Raw genomic sequence first — 14,151 nt, forward strand, 5'->3', positions numbered from 1 at the left:
CAAGCGGATGTTCACCCTCGCACACGCCTGACGGGGAAAGTACCACCAAAAATCGCGACCCATGACCTCGGTGCTTTCAAAATCACTCAATCAACTACCCAATAACCTCAGTCCGACAGGCTGCTAGTCGCCGAGTTGACTTGGCTGGATGAGCCGCGGCGCCTTTCCGAGATACTCGACGCTGCGCGCCTGCTGGAACGGCAGGTTTGGTATAATCGCTACTGGAACCGGCGGGTGCGGATCGAGAGGGGCCACACCAAGCTCGTTACCAGAGAGGAATGGGAAGCAGCAGAGCTACGAGAGCGAAACACCACGCTTATCATCGACAGCATATGGCAGGGAGCGCTCGATGCGGCTCGGCGCACCGAAGAAGACGTTGGGATCGAAAATCTCGGGCCGTGGGACGACTTCGAGTGGGGGATGATCAACGGCAAGCTGAGCGCCCTGCGATGGGTCATGGGCGACGACTGGGACATGCTGGACACGTAAGGAGGTTGCATGGAAGGCATCTGGACAATCGTCGTCACCTCCGCTGTTTGCGTGGTCGCTGCGCTCGGGACAACCTGGTTCGGCCACTGGCTCGGCCTGTCTAAGGATCGCGCTCTTCGGCTCGAGCCGAAGACGACGGCCGAAGAGTTCTACAAACTGTGCCTCGATCTTGGCCGGGACCCGTGGGACGCGCGCAGCAACCGGCCGTCGGTGCAACAGGTGAAGCTCCCCCGCTGATGGCACCGCCATTACGCAAACCTTCCTTGGCTTCCCTCATGGTAAAGAAGCTTGATCGGCTTTCCGAGAGCAAAGCCATGCAGTTGATCGGTGCAATCATCGATCAAGGCGGCGATGAGGCATCGGTTGCAGCGCTGGATCACGCCAGCGCCCTGCTCGACCAGTACTTGGCGGTAAATGTGGCGGTGCGTCACGCCTGCCGTGCACATTATTTTCGCGCCAATATCTGGAGCGCGAAGCGCCATTCATCGCCGGATTGGCAGGCGTGGCTGTGGAAAAGTGAAGCCATCGACGGCGAGATATTGGAGCTACGCCGGGCGCTGGCGCATCCCGGCTTTGAGGAATTGGAGCCACGCGAACGCGCGCAGATCTATACCAATCTCGGCAACATCCTGAACCACACCGGCCGGTTCATCGAAGCCGTCGAATATTGGGACCGGGCGCTGATCGCCGTTCCCAAGTTCGCAATGGCATGCGGCAACCGTGGCGTCGGGCTCGGGCACTATGCGCACGCGCTCTACGATCCAGGTCATCACGGCGTGTTGATGATCTTCGCCGCAGAGTCGCTGGCGCAGGCATGCGCCGACGACGCGGTGGTTGAGAGTTATGGCTATGAAGAAGCGTTCGGTAAGTTTGCGGCGCATCTGGATGATATCTGGACGCGGTACGATATTCCCGGGATGGTCGGGCAGATCGACTTGCTGAATCATTCGATGGGTCGCGGCAAAAAAGAGCGCGAGTACCGGCAATGGTGCTTGAGCAACCGTCTCTTCATCAACCCACTCAATGATATTGGACCTAACCCGATCGCCGCGCGCGACGTGATGACGTTGCCCTCGATTACCGCGGGCCTGGATGAGGAATCGGGCGTGCCCGCTGTCATCCACTATTTCAGCATCATCAAACAGGAGTTCTGTGCCGCACGATATGCGCTGTATGAAGGCATCACCGCAACCGGCGTCCATTTCTCGGATCGCGGTGTTCTGCTCTATAACACGCTCGACTATCCAGCTTTTGGCTTTGCCGTCGAGCGGATGAAAATGGCGTTCCGGGGTGCTTATGCGGTGTTCGATAAAACCGCGTTTCTGCTCAACACCTATCTCGATCTCGGGCATAAGGACCGACAGGTCAATTTCCGTAACCTCTGGTTCGTGAAGGGTAAGGGAAAGGAGCTTCATCCAGCGCTGGACGGATTGGCAAACTGGCCGCTGCGTGGCCTGTTCTGGCTATCCAAGGACATCTTTGAAGACGATTTTCAGGAGGTCACCGAGCCGGACGCGCAATCGCTCTACGAACTGCGCAACCATATGGAACACAAGTTCGTAGCGGTGCACGATTCGCTGTTGCGGTTTACGTCCACACAGCGTGCCGAGCCCCGCAAAGCGGGCATCTCCGATCTTCCTGTTACTGACCTGATCGCCAAGACCGTGCGCCAATTGAAGCTGGCGCGGGCGACGATTACGTACTTGTCGTTGGGCATCCATGCGGAGGAACGGCGACGCGGCTACAAAAAGGGGGGCGACGCACTGGGTGTGCCTATGATCCTCAATGCCTGGGACGACAACTGGAAGAGACAGGATTAGGCCATGCTTGCGAAACAGCTTTCCCAGGTGCTGGCTCAGCTCTGCCGCCATAGTGAAGTGGTAACCGATACGACCGGCGATATGGATCGGCGGTTTGAGTCCCTGCGCAACTACGGCAGGCTGCCGCGCGGTCGCGGTAACCGGGGGCACGCGCTTAGTAACGAGCAGATCGTAGCGGCGGTGCCCGGTTTGACAGCGGTGCAGCCTAGTTGGTCGGGCCACGTGGCTACGATCCTCGCCAAGCTGAAGCCGGTCGGCGGAAAGACCGAAGCATTTGGCAATGCAGCCACGCTAGCTGATGCGCTAAGCAGCATCCTTATCGACTGCGCCATTCGTCATAGTGTTGTCTCCGTGCGGCTTTCTGTGGCGGAATCTGGAGCCAACAGTCATGGCCTCGCGGTCATCACCTATGAGCATGACGGTACGCGAGGTCAATTATCGTTCGTGCGAGATGAGGCGGTATCATTACTGCAACCCGGAGCACGCCTCGATGCAGAATCTCGGTATGCCCCAGCCAACCGCGAATTGGTCCTCAGTCAACGATTTTTTGATCGGCTGGCAGGAGAGATCGCCGATGCGCGAGCGTGTCCATCACCCCCTGTCGGCGACGGTTCGGAATATGAGCGAGAGGATGCCGAGGAGGCGCGCCGTCTTCGGTTGGGTGCGAGGCCGTTATCGCGCTTCCTAAATGTCGGCGTCGATAATCAGGTGACTTGGCCGCGCGAAGAAATGTTGATCGAATTCGATCGCTACAAACTCGTGCTGATGCCAAAGACCAACGACCATATGCAATCGGTCCACATTGATCTGCATGCGAACCGTCTGAGCATGGAAGAGGCAATGACGATCATCAACCGCTTTCTCAGCGTGCTAACGTGGTGCGATGACCAATATGCCATCATGCAGGATGGTTGGGCGGGCAACCCGGTGCCCGTTGCCGTACACAAGCGCAATTTGGCCTTTACGACAACCTACCATTGGGTTTTTAACCGGGACATTCCGGCATCTGAGGAGGCGCGACGCGCCCTCGCGCTCTACCGTGAGGGGCGCAATGCCGAACAGAACTTTATGATCGGCTACGCGGTGCTTAGTTACTTCAAAGTACTCGAAGTCCGCTACCCAGAAGGAAAAGACATCCGCTCTTGGATCGCTCAAATATTCCCACTTCTACAAAGTGGCCTCGATGCAGACCGCGCGAAAGCGTTTCTGAACGCATGCGGCAACGAGAACGTTGAGCAATATCTATGGAAAGCGTGTCGGGTCGCTGTAGCGCATGTGCGCGAAAAGCACCCGTCTGATCCTGACGTTGTCGAGGAATTGCATCGGTTGCACAACGCAGCGGCTATAATGCGCCGACTAGCTCGGCATTTTATCAGAACAGAGCTTGGGGTTTCGGACTCGCCGTTTAGCGATGCGGCTGAGATCGCGTCTGAGCAGAGCGCGGCATCGCCGTCACCCCATGGCCAAACAAGTCACTAAGTGCTGCCACTGGGTGGCGCAGTCCTACCTGAAGGCGTTCGCCGCCGATGAGGGCAGGCAACGTATTTGGCGCTTCAGCAGGAACGACGGTGAATCTGAGGTGAAGCACATCGACAAGGTAGCGGTGAAGTTTCACCTCTACGCGCCGCTCCAGGCGGACGGCCGGCGCGACGACGCGGTGGAGAAGAAGCTTGCGGAACTGGAGAATTTTTCGGCGATCCGGCGTGGAAGGCAGTTTGCAATGACTTCCCCGATTTTTCCTGGGAACCATTGCGCAAGATGGTGACCCTGATGGCAGCCGTGACTTGAAGCTGAGGGGGCGTTGTCGTCTTTTAATCTTGTTCTTCGACCGAGAATAGTGCATACTACCTACCAAGTCGCATTCCCGCCGCCGGGGCCAACGGGCGTTTCGTGGGCCCCGCCGCAAGGGGCAAGGCCGCCGCCGGGTCGAGGCACGGGCGCTTCGTCCGCTCCACGCGCGGAGCACGCTGCCGCCGCTCTTGCCGGATCAGCGACGCCGCCGGTTGCCGTCGCAGGCACCCATCATGTCCACCCGTCCGCGAGCCGACACATGGCTGCCACCGCTATCGCCGCTGCTGCGCTCCAGGTGTGCCGGGAGAGGGCCCACCGCCCGTCGTCGTCGAATTTGAGTCATTTTCGACGTTTCCGTCACGCGCTTTTCGGGGTGAAAAATGACAAGTCGTTGATTTTGCTGACAAAAACTCAGCCCGAGTCCGCCAGCGGTGACACGGTCGCCGGCCCAATGGCTGGGGCCGGCCTAGCCCGGGCCGCCGGCCGGGAATGCCGTGGGCGCGCCCTCGCGCCAGGCGAGACCCTCGGCGTAGAGCCGCATCACGGCCTCGCCCTTCAGCTGCGGCAGGTCCTTCTTGATGGTGAAGCCCAGCCTGGTCTGCAGGTAGGCGAGGTGCCGGTAGCCCTCGGGGAAGCTGTCGAGCAGCGCCGCGTCCAGGGTCAGGCGCGCGTCGGGGCTCACCGGGTCCATGCGGTCCTTCTCGTAGATCGGCTGGCGGCGGACGATCGCCCAGCGGCCGTTGCGCTTGGCCAGGAAGTCGAAGAACCGCCCGGTGCAGACGACATCGACCAGCACCCCGTCGACCAGGCCGCGTTGGCTGATCGTCATCTTGGTCTGTGCCGTGGCGCGGTGATCGTTGAGGTCGATGCTGATGCCGCCCAGGAAGTGCAGGATGCTGACGCCGCGGTCGAAGCCGGCCTGGCTGACGGCGATGAACTTCTCGGCCGGCCCCTGGAACCATGTCGCGGTCATCCAGCCGTCGTCGTGCCAGACGGTGCGCAAGCGCTCCCAGTCGCCGGCGTCGCGCCAGACGGCCCAGTTCTGGATCACCTCGGCGATCGCGAGCTTTTCCAGCATTTGGTTCTGCACGCTAGGTCTCCACGGGTTGCGCACGGCATTATGCATCGTGCAACGAGGACGTGAAGTGAGGCAGATGCAACCGGTCCAGCACGGCGATCCCGAGGCGCTCGCCGATTCCATCATCGCCGCGGTCGGCAAGAGCATCGTGCTGGCGCTGCCGCTGGGCCTGGGCAAGGCGAACCACGTGGTGAACGCGCTCTATGACCGCGCCGCCGCCGATCCGTCGATCTCGCTGCGCATCGTCACGGCGCTGACCCTGGAGACGCCGCGCGGCGGCAGCGCGCTGGAGCGGCGTTTCATGGGGCCGGTGATCGAGCGGCTGTTCGGCGGCTATCCCGACCTCGCTTATGTGCCCGGGCTGCGCACCGGCACCCTGCCGCCCAACATCGAGGTCAACGAGTTCTTCATGCTGGCCGGCCGCTGGCTGTCGGTGCCGACGGCGCAGCAGGCCTACATCTCGGCCAACTACACCCACGCGGCGCGCTACGTGCTGGACCGCGGCGTCAACGTCGTGGCGCAGCTCGTGGCCAGGCGCGAGGCGGACGGCGCGGCGCGCTACAGCCTGAGCTGCAACCCCGACCTCACGCTCGACCTGCTGGCCGCGCGCCAGGCCGGCCGCGCGAAGTTCCTGCTGGTCGGCCAGGCCAACGACGAACTGCCGTACATGCAAGGCGTGTGCGAGCTGCCGTCCGAGGCCTTCAGCCACGTCCTGGACGGCCCGGCGACCCAGTTCCCGTTGTTCGCCCCGCCCAAGCAGCCGGTGACGGCGGCGGAATACGCGATCGGCTTCCATGCCGCGCGGCTGGTGCGCGACGGTGGCACCCTGCAGATCGGCATCGGTTCGGTGGGCGACGCGGTGTGCCAGGCGCTGATCCTGCGCCAGCACGAGAACGCCGCCTACCGCGACACGGTCGAGCGGCTTTCGGCCGTGCCGCCGCAGCCGTTCGAGGCGGCGCCGTTCACGGCAGGCCTTTACGGCGCGACCGAGATGCTGGTCGACGGCTTCCTGGAGCTGATCAGGCACGGCATCCTCACCCGCGAGGTCGACGGCGCCGTCGTGCACGCCGCTTTCTTCCTCGGGCCCAAGGCGTTCTATCGCGCGCTGCGCGAGATGCCGGACGCGCAGCGGGCGCGCATCGCCATGATGCCGGTGGGCTACGCCAACGAGCTCTACGGTGACGAGGCCGGCAAGCGCCGGGCCCGGGTCGAGGCGCGCTTCATCAACAACGCCATGATGGCGACCCTGCTGGGCGCCGTCGTCTCCGACGGCCTGGAGGTCGGGCGCGTCGTGAGCGGCGTCGGCGGGCAGTACAACTTCGTCGCCCAGGCCTTCGCGCTCGAAGGCGCGCGCTCGATCATCACGCTCAACGCGACGCGCCAGGACGGCGGCCGCGTGCGCTCCAACATCCGCTGGTCCTACGGCCACACGACCATCCCGCGGCACCTGCGCGATACAGTCGTCACCGAGTACGGCGTGGCCGATCTGCGCGGCAGGACCGATGCCGAGTGCGTGGCGGCGATGCTGTCGATCACCGATTCGCGCTTCCAGGCCGGGCTGCTGCGCCAGGCCAAGGCGGCCGGCAAGATCGCGGCGGGCTACGAGATCCCGGCAGTGTTCCGCGACAACACCCCGGCGCGCATCGAGCGGGCGTTGGCGCCGGCACGGGCCCGTGGCGTGGTGCCGCCGTTCCCGTTCGGCACCGACTTCACCGCCGAGGAGCAGCGCCTGATGCCGGCCCTGATGCGCCTCAAGAGCGCGGCGCACAGCCTGCCGGCGCTCGGCGCGCTGCTGTGGCAGGGCCTGACCGCCGGCCCGCCATCGCCGCAGGACGCCGCCTGCCTGGAACGCATGGGCCTGCACAAGCCCACCGACTGGCGCCAGCGCCTGCAGCGCACCCTGCTGCGCGCCGCGCTGGGGGAATGATTTTCCCTCCCCACGCAGTGGGGAGGTGCCCCGAAGGGGCGGAGGGGAGCCGCCGTGGTCTCAGTTGCGGAAACCTCGTGGGTCCCCCTCCGGCCTTCGGCCACCTCCCCCAGCTTCGCTGGGGGAGGAAAAAGCTACGCCGCCACGGTGCTTTCGAGCACGCGGTCGGCTTGCTCGAGGTCGACCGAGACCAGGATCGAGACGCCGCGCTCGGCCATGGTCACGCCGTACAGCCGGTGCATCTTGGCCATGGTCACGCGGTGGTGGGTGATGATCAGGAACCGCGTGTTGGAGCGCTGGGCGATGTCGGACACCAGGTCGCAGAAGCGCTCGACGTTGGCGTCGTCCAGCGGCGCGTCGACCTCGTCCAGCACGCAGATCGGCGCCGGGTTGGTCATGAACACCGCGAACAGCAGCGACAGTGCCGTCAGCGCCTGCTCGCCGCCCGACAGCAGCGACATCACCTGCAGCTTCTTGCCCGGCGGCGAGGCCACGATCTCCAGCCCGGCCTCGAGCGGGTCCTCCGACTCGGTCAGCCGCAGCTCGGCGCGGCCGCCGCCGAACAGCTTGGTGAACAGCTCCTGGAAATGGCGGTTGACGTTCTCGAACGCCGCCACGAAGCGCTCGCGGCCCTCGCGGTTGAGGCTGGCGATGCCCTGGCGCAGGCGGCCGATGGCGGCGGTGAGGTCGTCGCGCTCGCCGGTCATGGCGATGATCTGCTGGTCGAGCTCGGCGGCTTCCTCCTCGGCCCGCAGGTTCACCGCGCCCATGCCCTCGCGCTCGTTGACCAGGCGCTCCAGCCGGCGCTCGGCCTGGGCCACGTCGGGCAGCTCCTCCAGGCTCTGCACCTCGGCGGCTTCGAGGAGCTGCTCGGGCAGCAGGCGCAGGCGCTCGCCGATGCGGTCCACGATGGCGCCGCGGTCGCGCTCGGTCTGCTCGGCAAGGCCCTCGCGGCGCACGCGCTGCTCGCGGGCGGCGGCGAGATCGTGCTCGACCTGCTTCAGCGCCTTGTCGGCCGCCTCCAGGGTGTTCTCGGCCTCGGCGAGGCGGTCGGCCGCGGTGCGGCGCGCCTCGTCGGCGGCGGCGATGTCGTCTTCCAGCGTCGCGCGCTGCTCGGCGAGCTCCTCGGGCCGCGCATCGAGGTCGGCCAGCTGCTCGGCCAGCGTCTCGCGGCGCTCGTTCAGGGCCGCGAGCTGCTGGGCGGCACCGGCCAGGCGGCCCTGCCAGCCCTGGCTGTCGGTCTCGATCTGCCGCAGGCGCTGGCCGCGCAGCTCGGCCTCGCGCGCCAGCGTGTCGCAGGCCGTCTGGCGCTCGACCAGGGCGGTGCGCAGCTCCGCCAGCAGCGCCCGCAGCGAGGCGGCTTCCTGGCGGTCGGCCGACGGGTCGGGGATCCAGGAGCGGCGCGCCTCGCGGAAGGTGCGGCGCATCTCGAGGTCGGCGATCTCGCCGCCGACCTGCGCCGCGACGTCGTCCAGCGACGACTGGCGGGTTGTCAGCGCCGCCGTCTTGCGGGCGACGTCGGCGGCGCGGTCGCGGGTCTCGCTGGCGACCAGCTCGGCGCGGCTGATCTGCGCCTGCGACTCGGCGCGGGCCTGGGCCAGCGCCTGCTGTGCGGCACGCTCCTGGGCCTGCGTGCGCGCCAGGATCTCGCGCTCGTATTCCTGGGCCTCGGCCACGGCGGCCTGCTCGGCCTCCTGCGCCTCGGCGACCAGCTGCTTCTCCACCTGGCGCGCGCGCTCGACGAGGGCGGCGCCAAACTGGCGCGAGCGCTCGACCACCAGCCGCTCGGCCTGGCGGGCGGCCTCGACCGCGGCGCGGGCAGCGAGGTGACGGGTCTCCACCGCCGCCAGATCGGCCTGCACGCCTTCCAGCTGGCTGCGGATCTCGGCCAGCTTGTTGCGCTGGCTCAGCCGGTTGGCGGCGGCCGTGGGGGCGCCGGCCTTGACCGTGAAGCCGTCCCAGCGCCACACCGCGCCGTCACGCGTCACCAGCTGCTGGCCGGCCCGCAGCGTGTCCTGCAGCCGCCGCCCGGTCTCCTCATCGGCCACGATGCCGATGAACTGCAGGCGGCGCTCCAGCTCGGGCGGCGCCGTGACGTGCAGCGCCAGCGGCTCGACGCCCTCGGGCAGCCCGGGCACGCCTTCCATCGCGCCCAGCGCCTGCCAGTAGAGCGGCGCGCCCTGGTCGTAGGAGGCCTCGAGCTCCTCGCCGAACGCGGCGCCCAGCGCCGCCTCGTAGCCCGGCGCCACGGTCAGCGCGTCGATCAGCGGCGGCCACAGGCTGCCGGCAGCCGAGCGCAGGGCGGCGGCGATGCCCGACTCCTCGGCCTTCAGGCGCGTCACCCGGGCCGAGGCCTTCTGCACCTGGTCGGCGATCTTGGCGGCTTCGTTCTCCGCCGCCATCCGCTCGGCGGCGCGGGCGCGCTCGCTTTCCAGCCGGTCGGCCTCGGCGCGGGCCATGGCCTCGCGCACCTGCGCCGCGGCCTGGCCCTGGGCGGTGCGCACCGCCTCGGCGGCCTGGGCCTGGGCGGCGCGCATGGCCTGCGCCGCGTTGGCATGGGCGCTGCGGGCCTGCTCCACGGCCTGGCGCTCGGCGCTCTGCGCCATCTCGACCATGGCCGTGCCCCGGTCGCGGGCCTCGGCCAGCGCCTCGCGCGCCTCCTCGGCGGCGGCCTCGATATCGGCCAGCGCCGGCAGGGCCGCAAGCTCGCTGCCCACCTGGCGGCGCTGCGCCTCGGTGTCGTCGCGGCGCGCCTTGAGGCGGATCAACCGCTCGTTGAGCTCGGCGACGTCGCGCTGCACGCTGGCCATCAGCGTCTCATCGGCCGCGATCTGGCGGGTCAGCCGGTCGAGCTCGGCCTCGGCCTCGGTCATGGCCACGCGGGCATCGTCGCGCGCCGTGATGGCCTCGGCCTGGCGATCATCCTCGCCGACGCGCTCGGTGTTGAGCCGCTCGGCCTCGCTGCCCAGCTCGCCGAGCGCGGTCTCGGCATCGCGGTGGCGCTCGCCCTCGCGCGCCGCGTCGCTCTCGATCTGCGTCAGCCGAACGCGGCCTTCCTCGCGCGCCGCCTGGACGCGGCGCATCTCGTCGGCCAGGGTCTCGTGCGCCACGCGCAGGCGCTGCAGCTTGGCCGCCGCCGCGGCTTCCTCGTGCCGCAGCGCCGGCATGTTGGCGGCCGACTCGGCCTGGGCCGTGGCGGCCATGCCCGCCAGCCGCGTCAGGTCGGCGACGGCGGCGGTGGCGTTCTTCAGCTCCTCGGCGGCGGTGGCCATGTCCTGGTCGGCCTGCGCCAGCCTGAGCGCCAGCACGGCGGCCTCGGCGCGCCGGATATGGTCGGACAGGTTGCGGTAGCGGCTGGCCTGGCGGGCCTGGCGCTTGAGCTGCCGGTGCTGCTCTTCCAGCGCCGCCAGCACGTCCTGCACGCGCAGCAGGTTGGCTTCCGCCGCCTTCAGGCGCAATTCGGCCTCGTGGCGGCGCGAGTACAGGCCGGTGATGCCGGCGGCCTCGTCGATGATGTTGCGCCGGTCCTGCGGCTTGGCGTTGATGATGGCGCCGATGCGGCCTTGGCTCACCATGGCCGTGGAGCGCGCGCCCGAGGCGGCGTCGGCGAACATCACCTGCACGTCGCGGGCGCGCGTCTCGCGCCCGTTGACCTTGTAGAGCGAGCCGTGGCCGCGCTCGATGCGGCGGACCACCTCCAGCTCGTCGCTGTCGTTGAACACCGCCGGCGCGGTGCGGTTCTTGTTGTCCAGCCGCAGCAGCACCTCGGCGATGTTGCGCGCCGGCCGCTGGCCGGTGCCGCCGAAGATCACGTCCTCCATCTCGGAGCCGCGCATCTGCTTGGCCGAGGTCTCGCCCATCACCCACTTGAGCGCCTCGACCAGGTTCGACTTGCCGCAGCCGTTGGGCCCGACAATGCCGGTCATGCCCGGTTCGATGGTGAGCTCGGTCGGGTCGACGAACGACTTGAAGCCGGACAGGCGGAGCTTGTTGAACTGCACGTCGGGTACTCGCAGGGTGAGGGACGTGAAACGCGGGGCGCCGGGCTACTTGATGAGCTTGCCCAGCGCCTCATCGAGAGCTTCGACGGTACGGGCGCCGTTCCAGCGCTGGCCGTTGATGAACAGCGTCGGCGTGGCGTTGACACCGGCCTTCTCGCCGACCTGGCGCTCGGTCACGATGGTGGTGGCCAGCTTCTGGTCGGCGATGCAGGTCTTGATGTCGGCCTCGGTGATGCCGGCGATGCGCAGCGTCTTGCCCAGCTCGGCGATCGGGTCCTTGTTGGCCGCCCACTGCGCCTGGGTCCGGAAGATCACGTCGACGACCGCGAAATAGCGGTCCTTGCCCGAGCATTCCGAGATCTGGGCCGCCTGCAGCGCGATCTGGTCGAGCGGGAAGTCGCGGTAGACGAACCGGACCTTGCCGGTATCGACATACTTCTTCTTCAGCTCCGGCAGGACCTGGGTGTGGAAGTCGGCGCAGTGCGGGCAGGTCATCGAGGCGTACTCGACGATGGTCACCGCGGCGTCGGGGTTGCCCATCACATGATCGTCAGCCGAGGGCTGCAGCTCGGCCGGAACCGTCTGCGCCAGCTGGACGGGGGCAGCCTGCAGCGGCGCAGCCGGCGGCAAGCTGATGGTGGCAGCGCCCAGAACCGCACCCGCCAGGATCAATATCTTATGCATCGAACCCCCTATAGCCCCCACATTTTGGGAGCTAGGCCTGTGAAGAGTCAACGAAACCGGCTGTCCGGTTGTCCACAAAATGTCGTGGGAATGTGGCGCGCGCGTAGCAAATACCCGGGCTGCGGTCAAAACCCGTTGAGCCTACCGGCGGCCCAGGATGGCGCGGCCCAGCCGTTCCAGGGCGCCGCGCAGGGCCTCGTCGCCGATCGGGGCGACGCGCTCGCGCAGGGCGCGCTGGCGGGCCGGGTCGAGCGGCCGCGGCGCCGGCGGCGGGGCCGGCGGCGTGTGCGGCAGCGGCCCCTGCATGATCTGCAGGCGGGCCACCGCCGGGTAGCCGAAGAAGCCGTTGATGCGCTCGATGAGCTGCGGCGCGAGGTGCTGCAGCTCCAGCGCCAGGGGGCCGGCGACCCGCAGCTTCAGGGTGGCGCCGCCCTTGCCGCTCGCCTTGCCGCCGGCGCCGACCAGCCGCTCGGGCAGGCTCTGCCGCGCGATCTCGGGGCCGACGATGGTCGACCACTCGGCCTGCAGGCGCGCGCTTGCCGTGCCGCGGTGGCGCGCCAGCGGCGCGGTCAGCCGGCCGACATGCGCGCCGACGGCCTTCATCCCGCCGCGCCGGTCCAGCTCGATCTCACGCTCCTCCTCGGCCATGGCCCAGTCTACGCCGCCGGCCCCGGCACGGCCACTGCCGCGCCGTCGGTTTCGTGCCCGAGGGATGGAACAGCCTGCCGCTTCCAACCGTTTATCAGGCGCAGGCACCGATGGGAGGTGAGGGATGTCCGAGACGCTTTCGAAGCTGCACCAGTTCAGCCTGGGCTTCAGTACCGACGGACGCCACTGCCGCATGGTGTTCGTCGACGACCGGGCGCACTCGGTCGAATGCCTCGCCGATTTCGAGGAGTTCACGCAGTTCGTCTCGCGCCTGTGCGATGCGGCGACCGAGATGGCCAAGCGCCAGGCCCCCGACGAGACGGACGGCTCGGAGCCCTATGGCGGCATACCGGTGGCGTCGGCGTCGTTCCGGCCCGACCCGGACACCGGCCATATCCAGGGCAACCTCGTGACCGATACCGGCGACACGCTGACGGTCCAGCTGGGGCCGCTGCTGGCCGCCCACATGGCGCGCGACCTGGTGATGGCGCTGCCGGCGCCGCCGGCGAGCTGAAAACAGTCCACCGCAGCGGTGAAACTTCGCGTCGCGGTTTTCGAATCCAGCGACCTATGATGGGCGCCTGTACCAGTGCAGGCGTCGTCATGTCCGATATTGCTCCCGATATTGCTGAAGTCATTGCCGAGCCGGATCCGCGGGCGCATGCGAGCAGGCTTCTGGCATGGTACGACCGCCACCGCCGCGACCTGCCATGGCGCGCCGCGCCCGGCGAGCGCGCCGATCCCTATCGCGTCTGGCTCAGCGAGATCATGCTGCAGCAGACGACGGTGGTGACGGTCGGCGGCTACTTCGATGCCTTCCTGCGCCGCTGGCCCACGGTGCGCGATCTCGCCGCGGCGCCGCTCGATTCAGTGCTGCATGCCTGGCAGGGGCTGGGCTACTACGCCCGCGCCCGCAACCTGCACGCCTGCGCCCAGGCCGTGGTCGAGCGCCATGGCGGCGTCTTTCCCGACGATCTCGAGGCGTTGAACGCCCTGCCGGGCGTCGGCGGCTACACCGCGGCCGCCATCGCCGCCATCGCCTTCGACCGGCAGGCGAGCGCCGTCGACGGCAATGTCGAGCGCGTCATCGCCCGCCTGCATGCGCTGGAGACGCCGCTGCCGGACGTCAAGCCGGCGATCCGCATCCTGGCCGAACGGCTGGTGCCGGCGACGCGGCCCGGCGACTACGCCCAGGCGATGATGGACCTGGGCGCCACGGTGTGCACGCCGCGTGCGCCGCGCTGCGTGCTGTGCCCGCTGATCGACATGTGCGCCGGCCGCCGCCTGGGCGTGGCCGAGGTGCTGCCGCGCCGGCGCGCCAAGCCGGCCCGGCCGGTGCGGCAGGGCATCGCCTTCCTGCTGCGGGCCCGCGACGGGTCGGTGCTGCTGCGCCGGCGGCCGCCCAGCGGCCTGCTGGGCGGCATGATCGAGGTCCCGTCCAGCCCCTGGCGCGAGGGTGAGCTCGACCGCGCCGACTGCCTGGCCGCCGCGCCGCTGCCGGCGGACTGGCAGCCGCTGCCCGGCATCGTGCGCCATGTCTTCACGCATTTCGAGCTGCGGCTGGAGGTCGTGGTGGCGCGTGCGCCGACGACGACCGGCATGGCCGAGGACGCGGCCGACTGGCAGTGGTGCGCCGTCGACCGCCTCGACGAGATGGCGCTGCCGACGGTGATGAAGAAGGTGCTGACGCACGGGCTGAAGGCATTGACCTAG

At 67.9% G+C, this 14,151-nt stretch carries 12 protein-coding genes; 8 read left to right on the forward strand and 4 right to left on the reverse strand.

Going from position 1 to position 14,151, the window contains the following annotated elements:
- The first annotated feature begins 135 nt into the window (after positions 1 to 135).
- The 5 genes from FHP25_RS07770 to FHP25_RS07790 are packed head-to-tail and all read left to right on the forward strand — an operon-like array spanning position 136 to position 4,074.
- Positions 136 to 489: a hypothetical protein gene (locus FHP25_RS07770; RefSeq protein ID WP_178133369.1), complete on the forward strand. Its 354-nt coding sequence runs from the start codon at positions 136 to 138 to the stop codon at positions 487 to 489.
- Between the two features lie 9 nt (positions 490 to 498).
- A complete protein-coding gene (locus FHP25_RS07775; protein WP_147846358.1) occupies positions 499 to 726 on the forward strand; it encodes a hypothetical protein in 228 nt (75 codons plus the stop codon).
- Positions 727 to 764: 38 nt separating this feature from the next.
- Positions 765 to 2,309: an LA2681 family HEPN domain-containing protein gene (locus FHP25_RS07780; protein WP_147846359.1), complete on the forward strand. Its 1,545-nt coding sequence runs from the start codon at positions 765 to 767 to the stop codon at positions 2,307 to 2,309.
- A 3-nt stretch (positions 2,310 to 2,312) separates the two neighbouring features.
- Positions 2,313 to 3,788, forward strand: a complete 1,476-nt coding sequence (mauJ, locus tag FHP25_RS07785) for a methylamine utilization protein MauJ (protein WP_147846360.1) — start codon at positions 2,313 to 2,315, stop codon at positions 3,786 to 3,788.
- Positions 3,769 to 4,074: a DUF4238 domain-containing protein gene (locus FHP25_RS07790; protein WP_178133370.1), complete on the forward strand. Its 306-nt coding sequence runs from the start codon at positions 3,769 to 3,771 to the stop codon at positions 4,072 to 4,074. Before mauJ ends, FHP25_RS07790 begins: the two co-directional genes overlap by 20 nt.
- Before the next feature lie 492 nt (positions 4,075 to 4,566).
- On the opposite strand, the gene FHP25_RS07795 is transcribed toward FHP25_RS07790, so the two are convergent.
- The gene (locus tag FHP25_RS07795) at positions 4,567 to 5,178 is read right to left on the reverse strand and encodes a nuclear transport factor 2 family protein (protein WP_218578278.1); all 612 of its coding nucleotides are present in this window, start codon (positions 5,176 to 5,178) and stop codon (positions 4,567 to 4,569) included.
- A gap of 76 nt (positions 5,179 to 5,254) precedes the next feature.
- On the opposite strand from FHP25_RS07795, the gene FHP25_RS07800 reads away from it, so the two are divergent.
- Positions 5,255 to 7,105, forward strand: a complete 1,851-nt coding sequence (locus FHP25_RS07800) for an acetyl-CoA hydrolase/transferase C-terminal domain-containing protein (RefSeq protein ID WP_147846537.1) — start codon at positions 5,255 to 5,257, stop codon at positions 7,103 to 7,105.
- Between the two features lie 134 nt (positions 7,106 to 7,239).
- Here the strand turns inward: FHP25_RS07800 and FHP25_RS07805 are convergent, their stop codons facing one another.
- The 3 genes from FHP25_RS07805 to FHP25_RS07815 form a co-directional block, all read right to left on the reverse strand.
- Complete coding sequence (locus tag FHP25_RS07805) at positions 7,240 to 11,106, reverse strand: AAA family ATPase (RefSeq protein ID WP_147846363.1); 3,867 nt, start codon at positions 11,104 to 11,106, stop codon at positions 7,240 to 7,242.
- A gap of 45 nt (positions 11,107 to 11,151) precedes the next feature.
- A complete protein-coding gene (locus FHP25_RS07810; protein WP_147846364.1) occupies positions 11,152 to 11,790 on the reverse strand; it encodes a DsbA family protein in 639 nt (212 codons plus the stop codon).
- Between the two features lie 141 nt (positions 11,791 to 11,931).
- A complete protein-coding gene (locus tag FHP25_RS07815; RefSeq protein ID WP_178133371.1) occupies positions 11,932 to 12,438 on the reverse strand; it encodes a DUF721 domain-containing protein in 507 nt (168 codons plus the stop codon).
- A gap of 124 nt (positions 12,439 to 12,562) precedes the next feature.
- On the opposite strand from FHP25_RS07815, the gene FHP25_RS07820 reads away from it, so the two are divergent.
- A complete protein-coding gene (locus FHP25_RS07820; protein WP_178133372.1) occupies positions 12,563 to 12,952 on the forward strand; it encodes a hypothetical protein in 390 nt (129 codons plus the stop codon).
- An 89-nt stretch (positions 12,953 to 13,041) separates the two neighbouring features.
- The gene (mutY, locus tag FHP25_RS07825; protein ID WP_147846367.1) at positions 13,042 to 14,151 is read left to right on the forward strand and encodes an A/G-specific adenine glycosylase; all 1,110 of its coding nucleotides are present in this window, start codon (positions 13,042 to 13,044) and stop codon (positions 14,149 to 14,151) included.

The organism is Vineibacter terrae (genome assembly GCF_008039615.1).
GTDB classification, from domain to species: domain Bacteria; phylum Pseudomonadota; class Alphaproteobacteria; order Reyranellales; family Reyranellaceae; genus Vineibacter; species Vineibacter terrae.